Annotated in this window: 28 protein-coding genes and 1 tRNA gene; 19 read left to right on the top strand and 10 right to left on the bottom strand. The window is 69.9% G+C overall.

Going from position 1 to position 22,967, the window contains the following annotated elements:
• The first annotated feature begins 113 nt into the window (after nucleotides 1–113).
• Together ORV05_RS03495 and ORV05_RS03490 are read left to right on the top strand one after the other, a co-directional pair.
• Nucleotides 114–692 (top strand): TetR/AcrR family transcriptional regulator, encoded by a 579-nt coding sequence (locus tag ORV05_RS03495; protein WP_268759680.1) that lies wholly within the window; start codon nucleotides 114–116, stop codon nucleotides 690–692.
• A 239-nt stretch (nucleotides 693–931) separates the two neighbouring features.
• Nucleotides 932–1,348, top strand: a complete 417-nt coding sequence (locus ORV05_RS03490; RefSeq protein ID WP_268757008.1) for a hypothetical protein — start codon at nucleotides 932–934, stop codon at nucleotides 1,346–1,348.
• A 69-nt stretch (nucleotides 1,349–1,417) separates the two neighbouring features.
• Here the strand turns inward: ORV05_RS03490 and ORV05_RS03485 are convergent, their stop codons facing one another.
• On the bottom strand, nucleotides 1,418–1,639 hold the full coding sequence (locus ORV05_RS03485) for a DUF3618 domain-containing protein (protein ID WP_268757007.1): 222 nt from the start codon (nucleotides 1,637–1,639) through the stop codon (nucleotides 1,418–1,420).
• Nucleotides 1,640–1,746: 107 nt separating this feature from the next.
• On the opposite strand from ORV05_RS03485, the gene ORV05_RS03480 reads away from it, so the two are divergent.
• The 5 genes from ORV05_RS03480 to ORV05_RS03460 all read left to right on the top strand — a co-directional run bounded on the left by ORV05_RS03480 (nucleotide 1,747) and on the right by ORV05_RS03460 (nucleotide 5,989).
• A tRNA-Leu gene (locus ORV05_RS03480) sits at nucleotides 1,747–1,820 on the top strand.
• A 458-nt stretch (nucleotides 1,821–2,278) separates the two neighbouring features.
• Nucleotides 2,279–2,767, top strand: a complete 489-nt coding sequence (locus tag ORV05_RS03475) for a hypothetical protein (protein ID WP_268757006.1) — start codon at nucleotides 2,279–2,281, stop codon at nucleotides 2,765–2,767.
• 12 nt (nucleotides 2,768–2,779) lie between these two features.
• The gene (locus ORV05_RS03470) at nucleotides 2,780–3,208 is read left to right on the top strand and encodes a YrhB domain-containing protein (RefSeq protein ID WP_268757005.1); all 429 of its coding nucleotides are present in this window, start codon (nucleotides 2,780–2,782) and stop codon (nucleotides 3,206–3,208) included.
• A gap of 49 nt (nucleotides 3,209–3,257) precedes the next feature.
• Complete coding sequence (locus ORV05_RS03465) at nucleotides 3,258–4,721, top strand: ADP-ribosylglycohydrolase family protein (RefSeq protein WP_268757004.1); 1,464 nt, start codon at nucleotides 3,258–3,260, stop codon at nucleotides 4,719–4,721.
• Nucleotides 4,722–5,080: 359 nt separating this feature from the next.
• Nucleotides 5,081–5,989 carry a prenyltransferase/squalene oxidase repeat-containing protein gene (locus tag ORV05_RS03460; RefSeq protein WP_268757003.1) on the top strand — a complete coding sequence of 303 codons (909 nt, stop codon included), beginning with the start codon at nucleotides 5,081–5,083 and terminating at the stop codon, nucleotides 5,987–5,989.
• A gap of 9 nt (nucleotides 5,990–5,998) precedes the next feature.
• Here ORV05_RS03460 and ORV05_RS03455 read toward each other — a convergent pair whose 3' ends face one another.
• Together ORV05_RS03455 and ORV05_RS03450 are read right to left on the bottom strand one after the other, a co-directional pair.
• A complete protein-coding gene (locus ORV05_RS03455) occupies nucleotides 5,999–7,195 on the bottom strand; it encodes a sensor histidine kinase (RefSeq protein ID WP_268757002.1) in 1,197 nt (398 codons plus the stop codon).
• Entirely contained in the window at nucleotides 7,192–7,848 is a 657-nt protein-coding gene (locus ORV05_RS03450; RefSeq protein WP_268757001.1) for a response regulator transcription factor, read from the bottom strand. Before ORV05_RS03450 ends, ORV05_RS03455 begins: the two co-directional genes overlap by 4 nt.
• Nucleotides 7,849–7,975: 127 nt before the next feature.
• Between ORV05_RS03450 and ORV05_RS03445 the strand changes: the two genes are divergently transcribed.
• The 6 genes from ORV05_RS03445 to ORV05_RS03420 all read left to right on the top strand — a co-directional run bounded on the left by ORV05_RS03445 (nucleotide 7,976) and on the right by ORV05_RS03420 (nucleotide 12,776).
• A complete protein-coding gene (locus ORV05_RS03445) occupies nucleotides 7,976–8,533 on the top strand; it encodes a hypothetical protein (RefSeq protein ID WP_268757000.1) in 558 nt (185 codons plus the stop codon).
• Nucleotides 8,530–9,642 (top strand): peptidoglycan-binding domain-containing protein, encoded by a 1,113-nt coding sequence (locus ORV05_RS03440; RefSeq protein WP_268756999.1) that lies wholly within the window; start codon nucleotides 8,530–8,532, stop codon nucleotides 9,640–9,642. The genes ORV05_RS03445 and ORV05_RS03440 overlap by 4 nt, the downstream gene beginning before the upstream one ends.
• Complete coding sequence (locus ORV05_RS03435) at nucleotides 9,639–10,301, top strand: ABC transporter ATP-binding protein (protein ID WP_268756998.1); 663 nt, start codon at nucleotides 9,639–9,641, stop codon at nucleotides 10,299–10,301. The genes ORV05_RS03440 and ORV05_RS03435 overlap by 4 nt, the downstream gene beginning before the upstream one ends.
• On the top strand, nucleotides 10,298–11,506 hold the full coding sequence (locus ORV05_RS03430) for an ABC transporter permease (protein WP_268756997.1): 1,209 nt from the start codon (nucleotides 10,298–10,300) through the stop codon (nucleotides 11,504–11,506). The genes ORV05_RS03435 and ORV05_RS03430 overlap by 4 nt, the downstream gene beginning before the upstream one ends.
• Nucleotides 11,507–11,741: 235 nt before the next feature.
• Nucleotides 11,742–12,491, top strand: a complete 750-nt coding sequence (locus tag ORV05_RS03425) for a sigma 54 modulation/S30EA ribosomal C-terminal domain-containing protein (protein ID WP_268756996.1) — start codon at nucleotides 11,742–11,744, stop codon at nucleotides 12,489–12,491.
• Nucleotides 12,492–12,497: 6 nt separating this feature from the next.
• Entirely contained in the window at nucleotides 12,498–12,776 is a 279-nt protein-coding gene (locus ORV05_RS03420; RefSeq protein WP_268756995.1) for a DUF3040 domain-containing protein, read from the top strand.
• 54 nt (nucleotides 12,777–12,830) lie between these two features.
• Here the strand turns inward: ORV05_RS03420 and ORV05_RS03415 are convergent, their stop codons facing one another.
• The 4 genes from ORV05_RS03415 to ORV05_RS03400 all read right to left on the bottom strand — a co-directional run bounded on the left by ORV05_RS03415 (nucleotide 12,831) and on the right by ORV05_RS03400 (nucleotide 17,802).
• The gene (locus ORV05_RS03415; protein WP_268759679.1) at nucleotides 12,831–14,105 is read right to left on the bottom strand and encodes a cytochrome P450; all 1,275 of its coding nucleotides are present in this window, start codon (nucleotides 14,103–14,105) and stop codon (nucleotides 12,831–12,833) included.
• 102 nt (nucleotides 14,106–14,207) lie between these two features.
• Nucleotides 14,208–15,953: an aa3-type cytochrome oxidase subunit I gene (gene ctaD, locus ORV05_RS03410; RefSeq protein WP_268756994.1), complete on the bottom strand. Its 1,746-nt coding sequence runs from the start codon at nucleotides 15,951–15,953 to the stop codon at nucleotides 14,208–14,210.
• A 239-nt stretch (nucleotides 15,954–16,192) separates the two neighbouring features.
• The gene (locus tag ORV05_RS03405) at nucleotides 16,193–16,798 is read right to left on the bottom strand and encodes a TIGR03086 family metal-binding protein (RefSeq protein WP_268756993.1); all 606 of its coding nucleotides are present in this window, start codon (nucleotides 16,796–16,798) and stop codon (nucleotides 16,193–16,195) included.
• Entirely contained in the window at nucleotides 16,795–17,802 is a 1,008-nt protein-coding gene (locus ORV05_RS03400; protein WP_407652678.1) for a sigma-70 family RNA polymerase sigma factor, read from the bottom strand. Before ORV05_RS03400 ends, ORV05_RS03405 begins: the two co-directional genes overlap by 4 nt.
• 132 nt (nucleotides 17,803–17,934) lie before the next feature.
• Here ORV05_RS03400 and ORV05_RS03395 point away from each other — a divergent pair, with 132 nt between their 5' ends.
• From ORV05_RS03395 to ORV05_RS03385, 3 genes are read left to right on the top strand one after another with little or no spacing between them, the layout of a single operon-like run.
• Nucleotides 17,935–18,345 (top strand): DoxX family protein, encoded by a 411-nt coding sequence (locus ORV05_RS03395; protein ID WP_268756991.1) that lies wholly within the window; start codon nucleotides 17,935–17,937, stop codon nucleotides 18,343–18,345.
• Between the two features lie 43 nt (nucleotides 18,346–18,388).
• Entirely contained in the window at nucleotides 18,389–18,940 is a 552-nt protein-coding gene (locus ORV05_RS03390; RefSeq protein ID WP_268756990.1) for a GNAT family N-acetyltransferase, read from the top strand.
• The gene (locus ORV05_RS03385; protein ID WP_268756989.1) at nucleotides 18,937–19,329 is read left to right on the top strand and encodes a DUF2237 family protein; all 393 of its coding nucleotides are present in this window, start codon (nucleotides 18,937–18,939) and stop codon (nucleotides 19,327–19,329) included. Before ORV05_RS03390 ends, ORV05_RS03385 begins: the two co-directional genes overlap by 4 nt.
• On the opposite strand, the gene ORV05_RS03380 is transcribed toward ORV05_RS03385, so the two are convergent.
• On the bottom strand, nucleotides 19,265–19,906 hold the full coding sequence (locus ORV05_RS03380) for a hypothetical protein (protein ID WP_268756988.1): 642 nt from the start codon (nucleotides 19,904–19,906) through the stop codon (nucleotides 19,265–19,267). The genes ORV05_RS03385 and ORV05_RS03380 overlap by 65 nt on opposite strands.
• Nucleotides 19,907–19,949: 43 nt before the next feature.
• Here ORV05_RS03380 and ORV05_RS03375 point away from each other — a divergent pair, with 43 nt between their 5' ends.
• On the top strand, nucleotides 19,950–20,990 hold the full coding sequence (locus ORV05_RS03375; RefSeq protein WP_268756987.1) for a J domain-containing protein: 1,041 nt from the start codon (nucleotides 19,950–19,952) through the stop codon (nucleotides 20,988–20,990).
• On the opposite strand, the gene ORV05_RS03370 is transcribed toward ORV05_RS03375, so the two are convergent.
• Nucleotides 20,987–21,253 (bottom strand): GntR family transcriptional regulator, encoded by a 267-nt coding sequence (locus tag ORV05_RS03370; protein ID WP_268756986.1) that lies wholly within the window; start codon nucleotides 21,251–21,253, stop codon nucleotides 20,987–20,989. The two genes, ORV05_RS03375 and ORV05_RS03370, sit on opposite strands and share 4 nt — an antisense overlap.
• A 67-nt stretch (nucleotides 21,254–21,320) precedes the next feature.
• On the opposite strand from ORV05_RS03370, the gene ORV05_RS03365 reads away from it, so the two are divergent.
• The gene (locus ORV05_RS03365; RefSeq protein ID WP_268756985.1) at nucleotides 21,321–21,611 is read left to right on the top strand and encodes a helix-turn-helix transcriptional regulator; all 291 of its coding nucleotides are present in this window, start codon (nucleotides 21,321–21,323) and stop codon (nucleotides 21,609–21,611) included.
• A 78-nt stretch (nucleotides 21,612–21,689) separates the two neighbouring features.
• Here the strand turns inward: ORV05_RS03365 and ORV05_RS03360 are convergent, their stop codons facing one another.
• Nucleotides 21,690–22,112, bottom strand: coding sequence for a TIGR03667 family PPOX class F420-dependent oxidoreductase (locus tag ORV05_RS03360; RefSeq protein ID WP_268756984.1), 423 nt, complete (start codon nucleotides 22,110–22,112; stop codon nucleotides 21,690–21,692).
• 124 nt (nucleotides 22,113–22,236) lie between these two features.
• Between ORV05_RS03360 and pepE the strand changes: the two genes are divergently transcribed.
• Nucleotides 22,237–22,953: a dipeptidase PepE gene (gene pepE, locus ORV05_RS03355; protein WP_268756983.1), complete on the top strand. Its 717-nt coding sequence runs from the start codon at nucleotides 22,237–22,239 to the stop codon at nucleotides 22,951–22,953.
• Nucleotides 22,954–22,967 lie beyond the last annotated feature (14 nt).

Here is a 22,967-nt window from a genome sequence, read left to right as displayed (position 1 = left end):
CGGCCGATTCCGGTGAGCACCCGAACATGGGTGTTACCGTGAGTCCACCTTACTTTAAGTAGGTTACCTTGGGTAGACTGAATCGAGTGAGCACCTCGAGTCCCCGGAAACGCATGCCGCGCGCGGAGCGGGAACGGCAGATGATCCAGGTCGCCGAGGCCGTGTTCGCCGAACACGGCTACCTGGCGGCATCGATGGACGAGATCGCCGAACGGGTCGGTGTGTCGAAGCCGATGCTCTACGAGTATTTCCGCTCCAAGGAGGGGCTCCTCGCCGCCTGCATCGCCCAGTCGAGGACGGAACTGCGCGAGGTGACCGAGCGGGCGGTGATCGGGGCCGCCTCGGCCCAGGAGGCCCTGCACAGTGGACTCCTCGCGTTCTTCCGCTACATCCGCGAACACCGGCAGGCGTGGTCCCTGCTGCGGAACGAAATGATGTTGATCGGCACCACCACCGCCTCGGATGAGATCGAGGCCACTCGTCAGCAGCAGACGGATCTGATCGCGAAGCTGATGGACGGCTATTTCGACCTCGGATCCCCCCTTCGGGTGGAAGCGGCGGCCGAATTCGTCGTCGGGGCGTGCGAACGCCTGGCCATCTGGTGCGAACGGCATGAGGACGTCACACCCGAATGGGCTACCGACGCGGCGATGGACCTGCTCTGGGCCAGTCTTCGCGACCGCGCGCGGTGAACACCGGGCGGTAACTTGCCGGATGCACGTGCATTTGCACCGCGCACCGTCACGCAGAGCACATTTCTGCCCGTGGCTTGTCACCTAGAGTCGTAATGGGGTATCGATAGAGGGCGACGAAAGTCGGCGAACGGCCCTGCGGATACGCCCTATCGGGTTAACCTGATCGGTGTTGTGCGGGTACGTGTCGCACGCGCTCCCCCAGCGGAGCAACGAGGCCAGTGGCAGGGGTGGAAGAGATGGCGGAACCGATCACGGCGATCTACGTCCAGGAAGACGACGACTGGACGGTCACGGTCGCGGGCGGGGGCAGGACCCTGACGGGGCGCGCACCAGGCATCATCGCGGCGCGGGACAGCGTCGATCAACTCGTCGAGGAACTGGGTGCCGAGGCCAAGGGGGCGACGGTCGTGCACCTGCTCAACGGCAGCGCTCTGGAGTTCACCGCGGCCTACATGAGCGCGCGGCTGACCCTCCCGGAGACCGCCCCGCTCGAGATCCCCGAGTCCGCCCCGGCGGCGCAGGTTCCCGCCCAGCCGCAGGACGACCAGGAAAAGCCGAAGGTCACGAGGGCCGCGAAGGCCAAGCTGACCACCGACATCGGCGACGCCCTCACCAAGCCCAAGCCGAGGCGCACCGCCGCTGCCGGGCGTTGACCGGGCCGAGATGAGCCGTGGAGGGTCCCTTCACGGCCATATCGGCTGTGAAGGGACCCTTCACGGCTTTCAGCGGAAGAGCTTGCGCACCAGCAGTGCGGCGATGAGCACGCCGGCACCGATGAGCGGGTACTTCACCTTCGGCTCCTCGAGCTTGGCCAGCACGCTGGTCTTCGCCGACTCGGCCAGCCGTTTCGGGTCGGCCTTCTCGCTCAACTGATCCAACGTCGACGCGAGCGCCTTGCGGGCCTGCTCGATCTCGCGCTCGATGGTGTCGGGGTCGCGGGCCACCAGTCCTCCTCACCTTGGCAGGGCACCACCGTAAATCACCGCGCCTACCCGCCCGTAGCAGCCACGCCCCAAGCCCGCCGGGAGCGAGACGCTAGGCTGCACAGGTCGGGCCCGTAGCCCAATTGGCAGAGGCACACGGTTTAGGTCCGTGCCAGTGTGGGTTCGAGTCCCACCGGGCCCACACTGTTCGATGGCCGTTGGCCCTCTTCGCGGTGTCCCGTTTCACCGTGGGGGTCGACGACTCGCGGCGAGCCACCCTCAGACGGTGGCGTGATGCTCCGGCCGCCGCGGTGCCCGGCGCCACCAGCGTCAATGCGGCGGGGAGCAGGACTCCGCGGACGACCGTGGCGTCGACGAGTACCGCGACGGCCATGCTCAGGCCCATCATCTTGTACTCGATCGCGTCGAGCATGACGAAGATGGTGAAGACCGCGGTCAGCGCGGGATTCCTCCGCCACCCTGCGGTATTCGTCATCGCGGACACTCCGCGCCTTTTCCCGCCGGACGGCCGCGATCTGCGTGACGGTGACCAGCTCTCCCCCGAGGTCAACCGGCTGGTGGACGCCTTCCTGCCGCTCGTCGAGGAGGCCGCGCACGGCAAAGACCGACACCGACGGCACGGGCGGTATCCGGTGCCGGTTGCACGAACTGGCCCGGGACATCCCGGGGGCCCGGTTCGAAGATCCGGAACACGAACTCGGGCCCGCCGACCGGATCAAGCAGGAGCTCGCGGAAAGGCTGGCGGCCGAGGACGGACTCGACCCGCTGAAGGCGCTGCGCGAGATTCCCGGCGCCATCCGGTACAGCCTCTCCCTGCCCACCGAGGACTACACCGCCGAGGTGCGGGAACTCCAGTCCCGGCTCGCCGCGGCGGGCTACGAACCGGTGGAGCTCCGGAACGGCTGGCTCGACGGCGGCGATGGGCAGGGCATCACCGCGCGATGGCGGGAACCGGAGACCGGGGTGATCTTCGAGCTCGACTACCATACGCCGGAAAGCTGGCAGGCCGAAGCCGCGCACGATGCCGCCGAGCACGCGAACGACCCTCCGCCACCCGGCCACCTCGTCCGTCCACATCAGACATCTCACCGTGCCCGCCGCACCGGCCGGTGCCGCGCACGGCCGTGAAAGGATCAAGTAGTGGAAGCGGCTGAAGCGGTAGCCAAGGTCGACCAGTGGCTGCGCGAGGTCCACGCACAGAGCCCGAACCCCGTCCGGATCGACCGGAACGCGGTGCGGCGCGTACCCGAAGGCTGGTTCGTGCCGTACAACTCGGTGGCCTTTCTCGACCAGGGGGACACCTGGAAGCAGATCTTCCCGCCGCCCGCGCTGACCGTGGCGGTGAACCACTCGGGGAACCGGCCGCTCACCGGGGCGCTGACCGGCGCGCTGGTCGGCGCGCGGCACGGAGTGGCGGGCCTGCCGGGTCCATGGGTCCGGCAACTCGGCAAACTCGGCCTGGTGGAGAACATGGCCGAGGACATCTACCTCAGCTTCGCCCGGCACGGCATCTGGCGGGAAAGCGGGTCCGAACGCAAGGAATGGCGAAAGCGCTATCCCGCGGGCTGAGTACGGGAACGAATGTGACGGAAAACGACGGGGAGGAGCGCCCGCACGCATGGCCGGCGACCATTGGATCAGCGACAACGATCTCGCCACGCTCAAACGGCTGCTGGAGGGGCAGAAGAAGGTCGACAGCGGCCCCTGGCCGCTGACGCCACCGGTTTCGGTGCACCGGGTGGAGCTGTTCATCGGACTCGACTCCGACGGCAAGCGGTTCCTCACGCGGAATCCGGTGGAGCCGCCCGAGGACTCGTTGTTCGCGCCCTCGGTGGGCGCCGCCTCGACCACCGTGCGCTCGCCGGGGAACTTTCTCGATGCCCCCGGGCCCGCGCAGCCTCCCGCCGTACCGCCGCTCGCGGAAGCGCCCGCTGTTCCTGCTGTGACTGCTGTGACTGCTGTGACTGCTGCGCCCAGTGGGCCGGTGGCGACCGGGCCGATCCAGCCGCATCGCTGGCGCGGCAGCATGCTCGCGGGCGCGGTCGCGGACGCGCTCGGCGCGCCGATCGAGAACGACACCATCGAACGCATCCGCGAGCGGACCACCCCGGCCGGTCTGGTCGACTTCATTCCCGCCTACGACGGCATCGGCACGATCACCGACGACACGCAGATGACGCTGTTCACCTGCGACGCGATGATCCGGGCGAACATCGCCCGCCGCACCGGCAGACCGTCCGACGTGCACCAGGAACTCCAGCTCTCCTACCAGCGTTGGCTGCACACCCAGGGCACGCCGTGGGAGCGGGCCCGCGGACCGCACGAGACCAGTGAACGGCCCGGCGGCTGGCTGCTGGACCACCGCGAGCTGTTCCACCGCAGGGCGCCGGGCGCGACCTGCTTCTTCGCGCTCAAGGAGTACGCACGCACGGGCGAGCGCGCCACGTTCACCCATACCGTCAACAACTCCAAGGGCTGCGGCGGCGTCATGCGCGCCGCGCCGGTCGCGCTGTGGTCGGAGGCCCCGGCGGAGGTGTTCGCGGTGGGCGCCGCGAGCGCCGCACTGACCCACAGCCACCCGAGCGGCTACCTGCCCGCCGGGGCGTTCGCGGTGATCGTCGGCCAGCTCGTCCGCGGGGGCGAACTGGGCGCGGCGATCGATCTGGCCCGGCACCTGCTGCGGGGCTGGGACGGGCACGAGGAGACCGTGGCGTGTCTGGAACAGGCGCTCCGGCTCGCCGAGCAGGGGCCGCCCACCCCGGAAAAGGTCGCCTCACTCGGCGGCGGCAACGTCGGCGAGACCGCGCTCGCCATCGGCGTCTACTCCGTGCTGAGCACCCAGGATCTCAGCAGTGCGCAGCTGGTGGCGATCAACCACAACGGCGACAGCGACTCCACGGGTTCGATCGCGGGCAACATCGCGGGCGCGATCTACGGCGAGCAGGCTCTCCACCGCGCCTGGCTCGACCGGCTCGAACTCCGCGAAGTGATCAGCACGATGGCCGACGACGCGCTCACCGAGTTCGGCCCCTCCCCCCGTTCCGACGACCAGTGGCTCCAGCGCTACGCCATCCCCCGCTAGCTCGTGTCGCTCCGCCGCGCGAGTCCCACCCTCTGGCGCTTGTGTCCCACCTTCGGTCTGGATGAGCAGGGCACCGGGCTTGCGCCGGGATCTTGGCGTTCTTTCGACAGGGGAACGGCACTTCCGGGACCAGAGGGTGCCCTCAAGGTGACCTTGAGGGCGTTGATGACCCTGAAGGCGACCTTCAGGGCATCCCGCCCCGGCTCCAGCGTGGGACTCGCCGGCGGACCCGAGCCGACCGGACTTTGCCGGGACCCTGGTCAATAGTGCTGTGAAGGGACCCTTCACGGTCGTGCCCCGGCGCGGTGGGGGTCCGATTTGTACAAGACGGGGGTGCGGGCAGGCAGCATGCTGAGGGCATGTCCGTAGAAACTGCTGTCGACCTTGCCGCGGCCGAGGCGTTCCTCACCCGGCACGCCCGCCTCCTCGACCGCCACCGGTTCCGGCACGTGGTGGGCCGGGGCGACCCGGAGGCCACGCTCGCCGCACTGGAGGCGTACCGCAACCCGGACGGCGGGTTCGGCTGGGGCCTGGAGCCCGATCTGCGATCCCCGGAGAGCCAGCCCGGCCCCGCACTCCACGCGTTCGAGGCGCTCGCCGACGTCGCGCCGGTGACCAGCCCGCGCGCGGTGCAGTTGTGCGACTGGCTCGCCTCGGTGACGCTGCCCGACGGCGGGTTGCCGTTCGCGCTGCCGGTGATCAGTCCGGTGGGCTGTGCGCCGTTCTGGACCGGCGCCGATCCGCAAGTGTCCTCCCTGCAGATCTCCGCGATCGTCGCGGAGAACGCGCTGCGGGTCGCGGCGCACGACCCCGCCGTGGCGGCGCACCCATGGCTGGACCGGATCGGCGAATACTGCCTGTCCGCGATCCGCGCCCTCGATTCCCGGCCGCACGCGCTCGTGCTGGCCTTCGCCGTGCGGTTCCTCGACCTCGCTCACGACCGGTATCCGGAGGCGGCCGAGGCACTGGACCGGCTGCGGCAGCACGTTCCGGCGGACGGGCACCTGCACGTCGAAGGAGGCCGCGAAGAAGAGCTGATGCGTCCCCTCGACTTTTCCCCGCTGCCGGGCCCGGCGCGGGAGTTGTTCGCGCCCGAAGTCGTCCAGGCCGACCTGCGGCGGATCGCCGGGCTGCAACAGGACGACGGCGGCTGGCCCGTCGACTTCGACAGCTACTCCCCGGCGTCCACTCTGGAATGGCGCGGCTACCAGACCGTGCGGGCGATCTGGATCCTCCGCCGCAACGGCCTGATCGGTCCTCTGACGTGAAGGTGCCGATCAGGCCTCGGCGACTCCGTCGGTGACGGCCAACGGGAGCGTGACCGTGACAACGAGACCGCCCTCGTCCCGCGGCTCCGCCCGCACGTCGCCGCCGTGGGCGCGGGCGACCGCCCGGACGATCGACAGGCCAAGACCCACCCCGGGCCGGGGGGCGACCCGGTCGGCGCCGAACCGGCGGAACGGCTCGAACAGGCCCGGGATCTCGTAGCGGGGCACGACGGACCCGCTGTTGGTCACGGTCACGACGGCCAGCTCGTCCCGGACGCCGCTCGTCACCCGCACCCAGCCGCGTTCGGCGAGGTTGTGCCGGACCCCGTTTTCCACCAGGTTCTGCACCAGCCGTTCCAGCAGTACGGGATCACCGGTGGTGGGTGCCTCGGCGGCCTCCACCCGGAGGGAGACCTCGCCGGTGGGAGTCTGGTCCACGACGTGCTCGACGACGTCCGCGAGGTCCACATAGGACCGGTCGAGCACCTCGCGTTCGGACCTCGCGAGCAGCAGCAGGCCCTCGATCAGCTGTTCGTGGCGTGCGTTGACAGCGAGCAGGGTGGTCCCGAGCTGGTCGAGTTCCGGCGTCACCGACTCCGCGGCGAGCGCCACCTCCAAGAGGGTCCGGTTGAGCGTCAGCGGAGTACGCAGCTCGTGGGAGGCGTTGGCGATGAACCGCTGCTGCCCGTCGAAGGACTGGTCGAGGCGGGTCAGCATCACGTCGAAGGTGTCGGCCAGTTCCTTGATCTCGTCCCGTGGGCCGTCCAGGCCGATGCGCTCGTGCAGACCGCGGTCGGCCGCCGGGGCTTCGGCGATCCGCCGTGCCGTCTCGGTGACCCGGTGCAGCGGTCGCAGCGCCCGGCCCGCGACCACCCAGCCCGCCAGTACCGCCGCGGCGCCCACCACGGCCAGCGCGATCCCGCCCTGGGTCAGCAGACTGCGCAACGCGCTGTCCCGCGTTTGCTGGATCAGGTCCTGAACGAAGGCCGGGTTCGCCGACAGCGGCGGCGGACCCAGGGCAGGGCTCGCCGGATCCTCCTGATAGAGCCGGACGTGTCCGGCACTGGTGCCTCCCGTGCCCGGGAGCTGGCGGGCGACCAGGAAATACGTGACCGCCAGCAGCACCACTCCGGCGAGCAGGAAGAGCCCGCCGTAGATCAGCGTCAGGCGGGTGCGCAGGGTCTGTCTCGGCCATCGGCGCGTCATGGGATCCGGTACCCCACTCCCGGCTCGGTCAGCACCACGGGCGGATCGCCGAGCTTGCGCCGAAGCTTGAGAATGGCCATCCGGACCACGTGGGTGAACGGGTCGATGTGCTCGTCCCACGCCTTCTCCAAAAGTTGTTCGGCCGAGACCGCGGTGCCCTCGGCCCGCAGCAGTTCCGCGAGAACGGCGAACTCCTTGCGGGACAAAGGAACGTAACGGCCGTCGCGGTACACCTCACGGCGATGGGGGTCCAGGCGGATGCCGGAGCGCTCCAGCACCGGCGGCACCGCGGGCCGCGCCCGCCGCCCCAGCGCGGCCACCCGCGCGACCAGCTCGCGGAGGGCGAACGGCTTCGGCAGGTAGTCGTCCGCGCCCAGCGCGAGCCCGGCGACGCGATCGTCGATCCCGGCGGCCGCGGTGAGCATCAGCACCCGCGTCGAGCCGCCCTGTCCGGTCATCCGGCGGCACACCTCGTCGCCGTGCACGACCGGCAGATCGCGATCGAGGACCACCACGTCGTAGTCGTTGACCCCGACGCGCTCCAGCGCCGCAGCCCCGTCGTGCACGACGTCCACGGCGTGCGCGGCCTGCCGCAGCCCCTCCGCCACGGCCTCCGCCAGCAGCACCTCGTCCTCGACCACCAGAATCCGCATACCGCCATGATCACCCACGGTGACGTCAAACCAGCGTCACCATTTCCGGTGACGGCCGGGATAGGTCGTCCCGGCTGTACTCGGCTCCGGCGCCGGAACCGTTCCGGCACCGGAGGAGGAGAACGACATGCGCCCCAGGACGCGCCTCAGGACGGCATTGCTCCCGGCTCTGCTGTTGACACTGACCGTCGCCGCGTGCGGTGGTTCCGGTGACGGTTCGGGCATCGCGACGGCAGGCGGAACCGCCACCGCCACCCCCAGCGGCACCAGCACGGGCAGCGACCAGGACAAGATGCTGAAGTTCGTCCGCTGTATGCGGGAGAACGGCGTGAACGTGGCGGATCCGGTGGACGGGCAGCCGCCGGTGATCACGGAGGGCATGGCCACCAAGGAGCAGATGCGGACGGCGCAGGAGAAGTGCAAGCAGTACGCGCCGACCATCACCGGGAACGGCAAGACCGTCGACCCCGAAACCCAGGAACAGCTCCGCAAGGTCGCGCAGTGCATGCGGGAGAACGGGTTCCCGAACTTCCCCGACCCCACCGACAAGGGCCTGGCCTTCGACGAGAAGTCCGGGATCAACCCGCAGGATCCCAAGTTCGTCGCGGCCCAGCAGAAATGCGACCAGTACGCACCGCAACACGGCACGGGCACGGTGGGCGCGCAGCCGGGCGGCAACGGATGACCCGGCGCCGGAAACGGGCCCTGCTCGTGGCCGCGACGGCGGCGGTCCTCCTCGCCGGGGCCGCGGTCACCGTCACCGCCCTCGTACCGGGTGGCGGCAGGGACGCCGGAGGAGCCCGCACCGCCCTTCCCCCGGGCACCGCGAAGGTGACCCGGCAGACGCTGGTGGACACGCAGACGGAAAGCGGAGAGCTGAGCCATGGCGACACGGTTACGCTGAACAACCGTCTCAACGGGACGATCACCGCGCTTCCCCTGGCCGGTTCCACCGTCACTCGTGGCAAGACGGCATACAAAGTAGACGATCTGCCGGTGGTGCTGCTGTACGGCACCCTGCCGTCGTACCGCGCGCTGTCGGTCGGCACCGAGGGTTCGGACGTGAAGGAGTTCGAAGAGAACCTCCGTGCGCTGGGCTACACCGGTTTCACCGTGGACGACGAGTACACCGATTCGACCGCGGCCGCGGTGAAGAGCTGGCAGAAATCGCTGGGACTGCCGCAGACCGGCACCGTGGACCTGGGGCGCGTGGTTTACGCGGCCGGGCCGGTGCGGGTGGACACGCTGAAGACCGAAGTCGGTGACGCGGCCCAGCCCAACGGTGCGCTCTACACCTACACCGGCACCACTCCCGTGGTCACAGTGGAGGTTTCCACGGCCCAGCAGCAGCTCGCGGTGAAGGACGCGGCGGTGACGGTGAAACGACCGGACGGCAGGACCTGCCCGGCCCGGATCACCAGGACCGAGACCGTGGTCGACACGAGCGGCAGTGGCAGCGGCAGCGGCGGTTCCGGCGGGAGCGGACAGGGCGGGGATTCCTCCTCGGCCAGCACGAAGATCCGCATCACGGTGACGCCCGACGACCCGAAGGCACTGGACGGGCTCGACGCGGCCTCGATCGACGTCGACTTCACCGCCTCCCAGCGGGAGAACGTGCTGACCGTGCCGGTCACGGCGCTGCTCGCGCTCGCCGAAGGCGGGTACGGCGTGCAGGTCGTCGAAGGGGGAACCACCCGGATGATCGCGGTGCGGACCGGGCTGTTCGGCGGCGGGCGGGTCGAGGTGTCGGGGGCGGGCCTGGCCGAGGGCATGACGGTGGGGACCCCGTCATGAACGCGGTGATCGAACTGAACCAGGTCACCAAGGAGTATCCGGGGGGCGTGGCCGCCCTGCGCGGGGTCGGCCTGTCGGTCTCCTACGGCGAACTCGTGGCCATCGTGGGACCTTCGGGCTCCGGGAAGTCCACCCTGCTGCACGTGATCGGTACCCTGGACCGGCCCTCGACCGGCACCGTCCTGATCGACGGGCACGACGTGGCGCGGCTGTCGGACCGGCAGCTCTCCGCGTTGCGGGCGCGCCGCATCGGGTTCGTCTTCCAGCAGTTCCACCTTTCGCCCGGACTGTCCGCTGTGGACAACGTTGCCGAGGGACTGCTCTACGGGGGCACGCCGAGACCTCAACGGCGGAAGCGCGCGAAGGACACGCTGACCCGCGTCGGTCTCGGGCACCGGCTGGACCACCGGCCGCACGAACTGTCCGGCGGGGAACGCCAGCGCGTCGCGATCGCCCGCGCGGTGGCCGGTGATCCGGCGCTTCTGCTGGCCGACGAGCCCACGGGAAACCTGGACTCGGCGTCCGGGGCCGGTGTGCTGGAGCTGTTGTGGGAGTTGCACTACGCGGGCACCACCGTCGTGATCATCACGCATGACCGCGAGATGGCGGCGTCCCTGCCGCGACAGGTCGCCGTGCGGGACGGAGAGGTGCGGTCGTGACGAACCCAGACGGAGGTTCCCTGTCCCCGGCCCGCCTGCGGCCGGGCGATCTGCTGCGCGTGGGCGGCAGCGGGCTGCGCACCCGCCCTCTGCGGGCCTTCCTGTCCGCGCTCGGGATCGCGATCGGAATCGCCGCGATGACCGCCGTGGTGGGTATTTCCGCGTCGAGCCGGGCGGATCTGGACCGCACGCTCGCCGCGCTCGGCACCAACCTGCTCACCGTGCGGCCCGGCCAGACCCTGGGCGGTACCGACGCCACGCTGCCGGACGAATCGGTCGGGATGATCTCCCGGATCAAACCGATCGAGAAGGTCGCCGCGGAGGGAAGGCTCGCCAACCCCAAGGTGTACCGCACGGACAGGATCCCCGCGGTGCAAAGCAACGGGATCACCGTGCGGGCCGCACAACTCGGCCTGCTGAACACGGTGGGCGCGACCCTCGCCGACGGTGCCTGGCTCAACGCCGCCACCGAGCGCTACCCCGTCGTGGTGCTCGGTTCCGCCACGGCCCGGCGGCTGGGCATCGGCACCTCCGGCACCCAGGTCTACCTCGGCGGACGGTGGTTCACCGTCGGCGGCATCCTCGCACCGGTCGCGCTGGTGCCGGAACTGGACTCCTCCGCACTGGTCGGGTGGACCGCCGCGAAGGACTACCTCGCCTTCGACGGTCACCCCACCGCCATCTACACGCGATCGCTGGATTCGGCCGTCGAAGCGGTCCGCGCCGTGCTGGGCGCGACGGCGAACCCGAAGTCGCCGACGGAGGTGGCGGTGTCCCGCCCGTCCGACGCGCTCGCCGCACGCGAGGCCACCGGCAAGGCGTTCACCGGACTGCTCGTCGGCCTGGGCGCGGTCGCCCTGCTCGTCGGCGGGGTCGGCGTCGCCAACACGATGGTGATCTCCGTGCTCGAACGCCGGACCGAGATCGGGCTGCGCCGCTCCCTCGGGGCGACCCGGGGCCAGATCCTGGTGCAGTTCCTGGCCGAATCCCTCCTGCTGTCCGCCCTCGGCGGGCTCGGCGGGGTGGCACTGGGCGCTCTCGTCACCATCGGATACGCGATGAGCCGGTCCTGGCTGATCGATCTGCCGCCGTGGGTGATGGCGGGCGGGCTCGGCGCCACCCTGGTCATCGGCGCGCTCGCCGGGCTCTACCCGGCCGTCCGGGCCGCGCGGCTGGCGCCGACCGAGGCGCTCGCCGCTCCGTGACAGTGAAGCCACGCCAAGGTGGTTAGGGCAAGCCGTGAGGGGCCCCTCACAGTCGAAATGGCTGTGAGGGGCCCCTCACAGCCATGGCCGGCCGGGACAGTCCCGCGTCGTCAGTGCCCGGAGACACTGCGTGACCTGAGGTCCAGGCCACGTTCCCGAAGGGACTTTGTGCCCTTCCGCCCTCCACTTCGGATCGCGAGAATTTCCGCGCGGGAAGCGGTGAAAGGGACGGTGGATGTCGGGTACGGACATCGCGGTGGAAACTTCGGGCGAGATCCTCGCCAGGGCGCGTGACCAGGTCGAGCGGCAGATCGAAGCCTTCGTCCGGCGCCTACCCGGAACGGTCGAAGGGCTCCGGGTGCGGCTCACCACCTTCCGCCAGAACAGCACACCGCGGCCCGCGCTCGCCCAGATCAACCTGACGCTGGACGGGCGCGCGCTGCGCGCTCAGGTGGCCGCGCCGTTCTTCCCTGAAGCGGCAACACTTCTTCGCGCCCGCCTGTGCCAGCACCAGGCTCGTTTGGACGATCCCTCGACGCCGCGGCCGTGGCCCGACGCCTACCGCCAGAGCCATCCCGCGCCGCTGTGCACCGTGTCACCGGCACGCCGGAAAATCGTGCGGCGCAAGCAGTTTCCCCTCCAGACCGCGACTCCCGACGAGGCCGCGCTCGCCATGGACGTGCGGGACTACGACTTCCACCTGTTCGTCGACGCCGAAACCGGTCAGGACAGCCTCGTCTACCGGATCGGTCCCACCGGCTACCGGCTGGCCCGGCTTTCCGGTCTCCAACCCCCGCAGGGCGCGGCTCTACCGTGGACCATCAACGTGCACGGCGTGCCGGAACTCACCCCGGAACAGGCCGCCGAACGGCTGGACGACACCGAAATGCCCCACCGTTTCTTCCAGGACACCGCCACCGGACGCGGCAGTGTCCTGTATCTCCGCTACGACGGCCACTACGGCCTCCTCACCGCCGCCGGATAGAGAGACATGGACTTCCGCGAAGAAACCCGCCAGCTGGCCGAAATCCAACGACAACTGACCAAAGAGGACCCCGCGCTCGCGCGCCTGCTGTCCACCGGCAGGCCCGCCGCCTCGGCGGACTTCGTCATCGTCCTCGGCGCCATGCTCGCCTCGTTCGCGGGTGGCCTGCTGTCCCTGCTGCTCGGCGCACTGGTCTCGTCGGCGGTGATGCTGGTGAGCGGCGTCGTCCTCGTCGCCGTGGTACCGGCGGTACTCGCCACCTGGCGCTTCCGCTGGTACCGCTGAAGCTCGGACCACAACGGCCGTGAGGGCCGCTTGTTGGCGCCAGTCCAGCACGGCTCAGTTCGTGTGGACCGGCAGGAAGTCGATCCCGAACACCACCGAGGTCTGGCGGTAGGGCAGTTCTCCGGCCGGAACCGCGAGCCGCAGCTTCGGGAACCGGCGCACCAGCGCCGGATAGGCGGCCCGCAGTTCCATTCTCCCCAGCTCCGCACCGACGCACCGGTGCACGCCCCAGCCGAAGGCGAGGTGCTGGGTCGCGCCCCTGGCCGGGTCGAACCGCTCGGCGTCCGCGCCGAGCACCCCGTCACGATTCGCCCCGCTCAACGACACGAAAACGATGTCGCCCTTGCGAATCCGCACCTCCCCCACGGTCACGTCTTCGCGGGCGAAGCGCGGGAAGGCGACCTGCACCACGGTGAGATAGCGCAGCAGTTCTTCGACGAAGTCCTCGATCGCGTCGTCGCGCTCACGCACCAGCTCGAAGTGTTCGCGGTTCTCCAGCAGCACGATGGCGCCCAGCGCCAGCATGCTCACCGTGGTTTCCAGCCCACCGACCAGCACACCGTCCACCAGGCCGGCGAGTTCGGTGTCGGTGACTTCGTCGCCGTGCTCGGTGATGATCGAGCCGAGCAGTCCTTCACCCGGCGCCTCGCGCTGTCTCCGCACGAGCTCGAGCACATAGGACAGTGATTCCGACACCGCGCCGAAGGAGGCGCCAGCCCCGGCGAACAGGTCGAAGCGGACGGTGCTCAGCCGCTGGAACAGGTCCCGGTCCTCATAGGTCACGCCGAGCAGTTCGGCCACCACCAGGGACGGGATGGGCAGCGCGAAGTCCTTCACCAGATCCACCGGACCGTCCGCGGCCGCCATGGCGTCCAGCTGGTCGGCGATGATCTCGTCGATGCGCGGGCCGAGCCTGCGCAACCGGCGCATGGTGAACTCCGGGGTCAGCAGCTTCCGCAGGCGGGTGTGGTCCGGCGGGTCGGCGAAGCCGAGACCGCCGGGGTTCTGGTTCGCCCCCAGCCCCGCCTTGCCGACCAGGTTCGTGTAGTCGTTGCTGAACCTGTCCGACGAGGACAGTACGGTCCTGGCCTCCTCGTAGCCGGTGACCAGCCAGGCGCGCAGCCCCAGGGGTAGCTTCACCCGGCTGACGGGTTCGCTCTCGCGCACCCTCGCGAGGTCGGTCACCGGGTCGAGACCGTTACGCCGCAACGGCATCAGGCTTTCTTCCGGCAGCAGGGACAGGGTCGACGTGTCACCGCCCCGCCGCTGCTTCACCTCGAGGTAGCGCCGCCCCGCCCAGGCGATCAGCTTCGACCGCAGTTCCCGCATCTCCATCGTTGTCTCCCCGTTCGATGATCTGCGCCGCCCCCCATGCGACGGAGTCCCCCGTAGTCCTTTTCGGACACGAGGGACCCCTTCGCCAGGTGGCTTTCAGTTGTCCTTGCCGGCTTCCACCGCCGGTTTCCCGGCATCGGCGGCGACGTTGTGCGCCTTCGGCTTACCGGTGAAGGTGATGTCGGCTTCGGACCGCATCCGTTCGATCATGTGCGGGTAGTGCAGTTCGAAGGCGGGCCGCTCGGACCGGATGCGGGGCAGCTCGGTGAAGTTGTGCCGCGGCGGCGGGCACGAGGTGGCCCACTCCAGCGAGTTGCCGTAGCCCCACGGGTCGTCCACCGTCACGACTTCGCCGTAGCGGTAGCTCTTGAACACGTTGTAGATGAACGGCAGGGTCGACACGCCCAGGATGTAGGCACCGATCGTCGAAATCGTGTTCAGCGTGGTGAAACCGTCGGACTCGAGGTAGTCGGCGTAGCGGCGCGGCATGCCCTCGTTGCCCAGCCAGTGCTGCACCAGGAACGTCATGTGGAACCCGATGAACGTGGTCCAGAAGTGGACCTTGGCCAGCGTTTCGTCCATCATCCGGCCGGTGATCTTGGGGAACCAGAAGTAGACACCGGCGAACGTCGCGAAGGCGATCGTGCCGTAGAGCACGTAGTGGAAGTGCGCCACCACGAAGTAGCTGTCCGACAGGTGGAAGTCCAACGCGGGCGCGGCCAGCATGACACCGGTCAGGCCACCGAAGAGGAAGGTGACCAGGAAGCCGATCACGAACAGCATCGGCGACTCGAAGGTCATCGTGCCCTTCCACATGGTGCCGATCCAGTTGAAGAACTTGACGCCGGTCGGCACCGCGATCAGGAAGGTCATGAAGGAGAAGAACGGCAGCAGCACCGCGCCCGTGGCGTACATGTGGTGCGCCCACACCGAAACCGACAGGCCCGCGATGCTCAGCGTCGCCCAGACCAGCCCCTTGTAACCGAAGATCGGCTTGCGGGCGAACACCGGGATGATCTCCGAGGCGACCCCGAAGAACGGCAGCGCCAGGATGTAGACCTCGGGGTGGCCGAAGAACCAGAACAGGTGCTGCCACAGCGTCACCCCGCCGTTGGCCGGGTCGAACACGTGCGCGCCGATCAGACGGTCCGCCAGCAGGCCGACACCGGCCGCGGTCAGGATCGGGAACACGACCAGGATCAGCAGGCTGGTGATCAGGATGTTCCAGGTGAACACCGGCATCCGCCACATCGTCATCCCGGGGGCGCGCAGGCAGACGATCGTGGTGATCATGTTGACCGCGCCCAGGATCGTGCCGAGACCACCGACGGCGAGGCCGACGATCCACAGGTTCGCACCCGCGCCCGGCGTGTGCACGGCGTCCGACAGCGGCGTGTAGGCGAACCAGCCGAAGTCCGCGGCACCGCCCGGCGTGAGGAAGCCGGCCAGCATGGTGAGCCCGCCGAACAGGAACAGCCAGAACGAGAAGGCGTTGAGCCGCGGGAACGCCACGTCCGGCGCGCCGATCTGCAGCGGCAGCACGAAGTTGGCGAACCCGAACACACTCGGCGTCGCGTACAGCAGCAGCATCACCGTGCCGTGCATGGTGAACATCTGGTTGTACTGCTCGTTCGACATGAACTGCAGGCCCGGCCGGGCCAGTTCGGTGCGGATGAGCATGGCCATCGCGCCGCCGATCATGAAGAAGGCGAACGTCGCGATGAGGTACATCACGCCGATCTGCTTGTGATCGGTGGTGCGGAACAGTTGAACTAACGCCGCCCCCCGTACCCGCTTGCGCGGGGAAGGCACAACAACCGGGGGCAGGGAGGTCGCCGTCACGGTGTCTCCTGTCTTGCTGATCAAACGTCAGCGACAGGTTTTCAGCCCCACGGGTGCGGACGAAGGGGCCAAAGTCCCCGCGAAAAGGGACCAAAGTCCCCTACAGGGCCAAAATCCCAGGTCCCGGCCCTGTTCGGCGGCTCGTGATATGGGCCTCAACTTCCCCTCAGGCAAGGTCAGCCTACCCACAGCACCCGTACTTTGGAAAGACTCCAAGGGAACTCACGCGGTCGGCAGGATCACGCAACGTCCTCTTCGTACTCCCGTCCACATCGGACTCTCCGGCCGAGGAAGGCGAGCAGGCGCTCTCCCGCATCCGCTCCACCCCGGACCGCGAGCGGTGCACCGAACCGGCCCGGCCGGTCCGCGTCGTCCAGTACGAGCGACACCAGTTCGAGGAGTTCCTCCGCGAGCGGCTCCGGGATCGGGTCGTCACGGCCACAGGCCCTGGCCACGTCCCAGCCGTGCACCGCGACCTCCACCGCACCGGTCGCGGTCAGCAGGACACCGGTGAGCGAGAGCCCGCCCACCGAGACGGACTCGCGGGCGTCCGCGGCCCAGGCCCCTAGCACTCTCCGTGCCGCCGCCCGCACCGCCCGCACCGGATCGCCACCGGCCGGACCGGGCACCGGCTCTCCGGCGATCCGCCCGCCCTCGGCCGCCTCGGCCAGCGCCGACAGCGAGTCGTGCAGATGGGTCAGCAGTGCGCGCAGATCCCAGTCGCCGCAGGGGGTGGGCCGGGACAGCAGTTCGGGGGTGGCCGGCGCCACCGCGCCGAGGCAGTACGTGACCGCGCGTTCGAGCAGGCCGGCCCCACCGGCCAGCGCCGCGCCTCCGGGAGTCATCGCGCCGCCGCGACCGGCAGCGTCTCGGGAAGGCCGAACAGGGTGAACAAACCCGTGTCGAAGAAGCAGGTGACGTGCTCGACCCCCGATGCCGACAGCGTGAGCACCGGCATGTTGAACGGCCGGTACACCTCCCCGTCACGCAGGTAGAGCCCGAACCCGGGCTGCCCGTTCGCCCGGAGGGGCACCAGTCGCATGTCACCGGGCCCCTGCGCCGGGCACTGCGTGTCGATGAGCCGGGCGATGTTCTCCGCGCCCTGGTACCAGCCGGTGAACGGCGGCATCTCCCAGATCGCGTCCTTGGTGAACAACTCGACCATCGCCGCGATGTCCTTGCGTTCGAAGGCGGTCACGAACTTCTCCAGCAGCTCGCGCTGGTCCGCGGCGGACGGTTCGACGACCTCGTTCTCGTGCGGGGCCGTCTGGTCGAGCTGGGCCCGCGCACGCTGGAGGATGCTGTTGACCGCGGTGGTCGTGGTGTCGAGCACCTGCGCCACCTCCGCGGCCCGCCACTGCAGGACGTCCCGCAGGATCAGCACGGCCCGCTGCCGCGGCGGCAGGTACTGCAGCGCGGCGATCAGGGCCAGCCGGATGCTCTCGCGGGAGGTGACGATCGCCGCCGGGTCGCCGCTCTCCACGCCCGTCATCGCGTCCGGTACCGGCTCCAGCCACGGCACCTCGTCCCGCTCGACCAGCGGATCGCCCGCCTGGGACCCGGGCGCGCCGAGACCGGTGGGCAGCGGGCGTTTCTCCCGGCCCTCCAGCGCGGTCAGGCAAACCCGCGTCGCGATGCGGTAGAGCCAGGTGCGCAACGAGGACCGGCCCTCGAAGCGGTCGTACGCGCGCCAGGCCCGCAGATAGGTCTCCTGCACCAGATCCTCGGCGTCGTGCACCGAGCCGAGCATGCGGTAGCAGTGCGCGAGCAGTTCGCGCCGGTAAGGGTCGGCCTGGCGGAGGAAGTCCGCCCCCGCGGGCCGCTCGGTCGCCGTCATGGTCATAAGCATCTCCTCGTCCGACTGCGCCTGTACAGACCCGGCGGACGGCGGAAAGTCATCGGCGGATCACCGGCGAATTTTCGCGGCGGGCGGAGTCTCCACCCATGAGCAGCGTTTTCCCTCCTGGAAGGAAGAACCGCGATGACCACGATGTCCCGCACCGCCACCGCCCGCGCCCGGACGATCACCCTGTGGGTGACCCAGGTGCTGCTGGCACTGTTCCTCGGAATCGCCTCGGCGCTGCCGAAGCTGGCCGGGCAGAGCTACGCCGTGCAGATCTTCGACGAGATCGGTGCTGGCCAGTGGTTCCGCTACCTCGTCGGCGCGCTCGAACTCGCCGGGGCGATCGGACTGGTGATCCCCGCGCTCACCGGCGCGGCCGCGCTCGGGCTGGTCGGCCTGCTCCTCGGGGCCACCTACTTCCAGTTGTTCGTCCTGCCGGATCCGGCGTACGCGGTCACTCCGGCGCTGCTGGCGGTGGTCTGCGCCCTGCTGGCCTGGGGACGTTGGCCAAGCGTGCGTGCACTGGTGAATCGCGTTCTCGACCGCTGAGCCGCATCGGGAAATCACTTCCGCCGCCGGGAAGAATCGATGCGTGGAGATCTTCCTGGAGACCGGACGACTCGTGCTGCGGGCGTTCACCGGGGCCGACGCCGACCGCGTCACCGAACTCGACAGCGACCCCGAGGTGATGCGCTACCTCAGCGGCGGGAAGCCGACGCCCCGGGAGGTCGTCGTGCGGGAGGTCCTGCCGAAGCTGTGCGCGGGTGGCTACTGGGCGGCGCAGCTCAGAGCGACCGGCGAGTTCCTCGGCTGGTTCGAGTTCCGGCCCTGCCCGGCCGGAACCGAACTCGGCTACCGGCTCCGCCGTGCCGCCTGGGGGCAGGGGTATGCGACCGAAGGAGCGCGCGCCCTGATCGACAAGGGCTTCGCCGAACTCGGCGTGGAGCGCGTGGTCGCGTACACGATGGCCGTCAACACCGCTTCCCGCCGGGTCATGGAGAAGGCGGGGCTCGATTTCGTGCGGACCTTTCACCAGTACTGGCCCGAGGCGATCGACGGCTCGGAACACGGCGAGGTCGAATACGCGCTGGACCGGCGGGATTGGCAGCGACGGCAGGTCGAAGCTGTCAGGCTGGAGGCATGACGAACGATCGCAACGTGCTGGGCGGCGAACTGGAACCGTGCGGTGCCGATCCCGTCACCGGGTTCTACCGCGACGGCTGCTGCCACAGCGGTCCTGACGACCTCGGCAACCACACGGTGTGCGCCGTGGTGACCCGGGAGTTCCTGGCGCACCAGCAGCAGGTCGGCAACGACCTGGTGACCCCGCGCGCCGAGTTCGACTTCCCCGGCCTTCGACCGGGCGACCGGTGGTGCCTGTGCGCGGCCCGCTGGCTGGAGGCGTACGAGGCGGGCGTGGCCCCGCCGGTCGTGCTGGCTTCGACCCACGCCAAGGCGCTGGAAGTGGTCAGTCTTCCGGCGCTTCGGGAACACGCGGCCGACGTGCCCGCCGACCCTGGTTCGCTGACCTGAGCCAGGCGACGCGCACCGCCGCACCGGTCAGCGCGAACGCCGCGGCGACGAGGAGCGAGTCCACGACGGCGTTGTGGCGTTCGGCGAAATCCGGTTGCAGCGGGCCGCCGGGATCGTCGAGAACCTCGACCGGGCCCAGCGGTTGCCGGTCGGCGGAATCCGTGCGGATGACCAGGGTGCCCGCCCCGGGGCAGTCGATGGTGTGCACGAAGCCGTACCGGGGATAGCGCGAGGTCGTGTCCACCTCCCGGCGGCTCGCCACCCGACAGGTTTCGGAGTGGCCGAACATCCGCAGCGCAAGCCCCCGGCCGGGCACCGTCAGCACGGCGAACAGCAGGAAGCCGAGTGCCACCGCGGCCCCCAGCGCCCACCACGGGGCGGCCGCGAGGCGTGCCGTGCCGAGCGCGAACCCGGCCACGCCGAGCACGGCGAACAGGAACGCCAGCAGGCCGCTGTGCGGCGGATACACGAAGAGCACCGCCCCGGCGAAGATCAGCAACAGCCCGCTGGGAAGCACGATTCGGCCGGTCCGGACGCCGAGCTTCCGGGCGAGCTCGCCCGCGGGAGTGCCTGCCATCGCGTCACTCTAGCCAGTGAACGCGCCCTTGTATTGTGACCGCGTGCACGATGCCGGCTACTACGAGCTGCTCGGGGTGGACAAGGATGCCTCCGCGGCTGAGATCAAGTCGGCGTACCGGGCCATGGCGCGCGCCATGCATCCGGACGCGGGTGGTTCCCCCCTGGCCTTCCACCGGCTTCGGGAGGCCTACGAGACGCTGAGCGACCCGCGGCGCCGGGCGGCCTACGACCGGGGGTTCCAGCGCTCCCCGGTGCGGACCCGGCGGCGGCCCCGGGAGTTCGGCGAGGACCCGGCTTTCGTCGCGGACGTGCCCAGCCTCGATCCGGCCACCCTCCCGTGGTGGCACCGCGCCGGGGAACCCGCCTGCCCCACCTCGCCGAGGCCCCCGGGACACGCCCCGGCGGCCATCCTGCTCGCCTGGCTGCTGCTGGTCGTGCTGCCGCTGATGGCGGGCTGGCTGCTGGTGACCGTCTGGTTCCTGTTCGCCACGGCCGTGGCGGTATGGCTGGTGCGGCGGCATCTGCGAGTGCGCGAGGCCCGGCGGCAGTTGGTGGCGGAGTTCGGGCAGGTCGCGGTCTACGGCCGTCCCGGCGCCGAGGCCGATCACTGGGGTGAGCGGCTGACGGCCGAGTTGCTCACCCGGTACCTCGGCCGGCTGCCGAACGTGCGGATCTTCCACGGGCTCGCGCTGCCCGGTTCGGTGTTCGCCGACATCGACCACGCGGTGCTCGCCGGCCACCGGCTCGTGCTGATCGAGTCGAAGACCTGGCTGCCGGGCTGTTACGGCGCCGACGAGGACGGCACGTTGTGGCGCGACGACCGCCTGTTCCGGGGCGGCGCGACCGGACTGCCCGCCGCGATGGCGGCCTACCGGGACCTGCTGCCCGGGGTGGAGATCCGCGGCGCGTTGATCATCTACCCCAGCCGGGCGGGCGAGATCACCACCGAGGAGGACTTCGATCTCCCGGTCGCGCCGATGACCCCGGACCAGTTCGTCCACGAGATCGGCGGCTGGCTGGCCGCCGAGCCGTCCACTGTGGACGCCGAGGTGCTGCGCACCCTCTGCCGCCAGGTCGTCTAGGGACTCCACAGGCACAGTGGTGGCGCGGGTTCCCGCCGCGCCACGTAGGTGCCCTTCGACCGGATCGTCACCACGAGGCCCCAGTCGCGCAGCAGCCGCGTGGCGTGTCTCGCCGTGCCCAGCGATACGCCGTACTCGTGGGCGAGCCTGCCCTCCGAGGGCAGCGGGCTGTGGGGCGCCAGTTCGCCGCGCTCGATGCGCTCCGCGAGTCGCTTGGCCAGCTCTTCGTACAGGTAACCGGGCTTGGTGAACTCTTCATTCATGCGACCGAAAGTAGCATAGAAGCGACAAATTGTCGTGCATATCCGGAAGGGGTAGGCTGCGCCGTTGATGGCCGGACAGGATCAGGACGAGGTGCTCGACGCACGGCTGCGCGCGCTCGCCACGAGGGTGCGCAGGACCCGCCGCGACCGGGACCTCAGCCAGGAGGAGCTGGCCGACCGGGCAGGCGTGTCCCGTTCCGTCGTCGCCGAACTCGAACGCTCCCGGCTCGACCAGCCCCCGCGACGGCAGGATCCGCGCAAACGCCCGCCCCGCAACATCACCCTCGACACGCTCTTCCGGATGGCCGACGCCCTGGGCACCCACCCCGCCGACCTCCTCGACGACCGCACCCCCTGAACCGCCTCGGGCGGTTGCCCGTCGGACGCTGCCGTGAGGGGTCCCCGCACAGGAAAGAACGCCCGGCCGGAAGTGCCGCTAGAAGCCGCGGACGCGGGTGACGTCGATGCGCAGGGCGACGGGGTAGGCCTCGCCGAAGCGCTCCGGGCTGCCGCTGATCCTGTTCATGTCTTCGCGGTACTTCTCCAGGTACGCGGGCACCTCGTGCGGCCGGGGGTGGTCCGGGAGCAGGCGGGCCGTCCCGGTGAACACCACGATGTCCCCGCCGCGGCCGTTGCCGTCGAAGTTCAGCGAGACGCGCGGCCGGTGCCTCAGGTGCGTCAGGCGGTTGGCCTCGGACCGGTTGAACACGAGGAAGCCCTCGTCGTCCCACAGGAACCAGACCGGATTCGGCTGCGGGGTGCCGTCGGCGCCGACCGTGGTGAACCAGATGACGGTCTCGGTGCGAAGGCGGTCGAGCACCTTCGCACCGAAGGGGGTCTGCAGATCGGGAAGCGACATGGGGCCCAGCATGCCAGCAGCACTGTGGTTACGCTCACTTCGTTCGCCACCGTCACCGGGCCTCGTGGTAGGTATGCCGGATTGGCGGACGTCCCCGCCGTCCGTCACCCGGAAGGTTCCCGTGATGCGCCTGCTGTTGCTGTCCAACTCGACCGCACCGGGCCAGGGCTACCTCGAGCACGCCATGGACACCCTCACGGAGACGCTCGCCGGGGTCCGCCGCCTGGTCTTCGTGCCGTTCGCGCTGGCCGACCACGACGCCTACACCGCGAAGGCGGCCGAGGCGCTGGCACCGCTCGGCATCGAGGTCGTCGGACTGCACACCGGGGACCCGGTCCGGCTGCTCCGCTCGGCACAGGCGGTGTTCGTCGGCGGCGGCAACACGTTCCGCCTGCTGCGGGCGCTCTACACCCGCGAACTGCTCGCGCTGATCCGCGGCCGGGTGGCCAACGGGACCGTCTACATCGGATCGAGCGCGGGGACGAACCTCGCCTGCCCGACCATCCGGACCACCAACGACATGCCGATCGTGCAGCCGCCCGCGTTCGACGCGAGCGGGCTCGTGCCGTTCCAGATCAACCCGCACTACCTCGACCCGGTCCCGGGTGACCCGCACATGGGCGAGACGCGGGAGGAGCGGATCGGGCAGTTCCTGGAGGAGAACGACGTGCCGGTGCTCGCCCTGCGCGAAGGCACCTGGCTGCGACGGCGGGGTTCCTCGCTGACGCTGGGCGGGAGCGACGCCGGTGCACGGCTGTTCCGCCGCGGCTCGCATCCTTCCGAGGTGGCCACCGGCACCGATCTGAGCTGGCTGCTCACCATCACCGCCCGTTTCCACTGACCACGCGCCGCCCG

The organism is Amycolatopsis cynarae (assembly GCF_026802195.1).
Lineage (GTDB): Bacteria > Actinomycetota > Actinomycetes > Mycobacteriales > Pseudonocardiaceae > Amycolatopsis_E > Amycolatopsis_E rhizosphaerae.
Note: the sequence above shows the minus strand (reverse complement) of the source record. Positions and strands in the feature narration are given on the sequence as shown.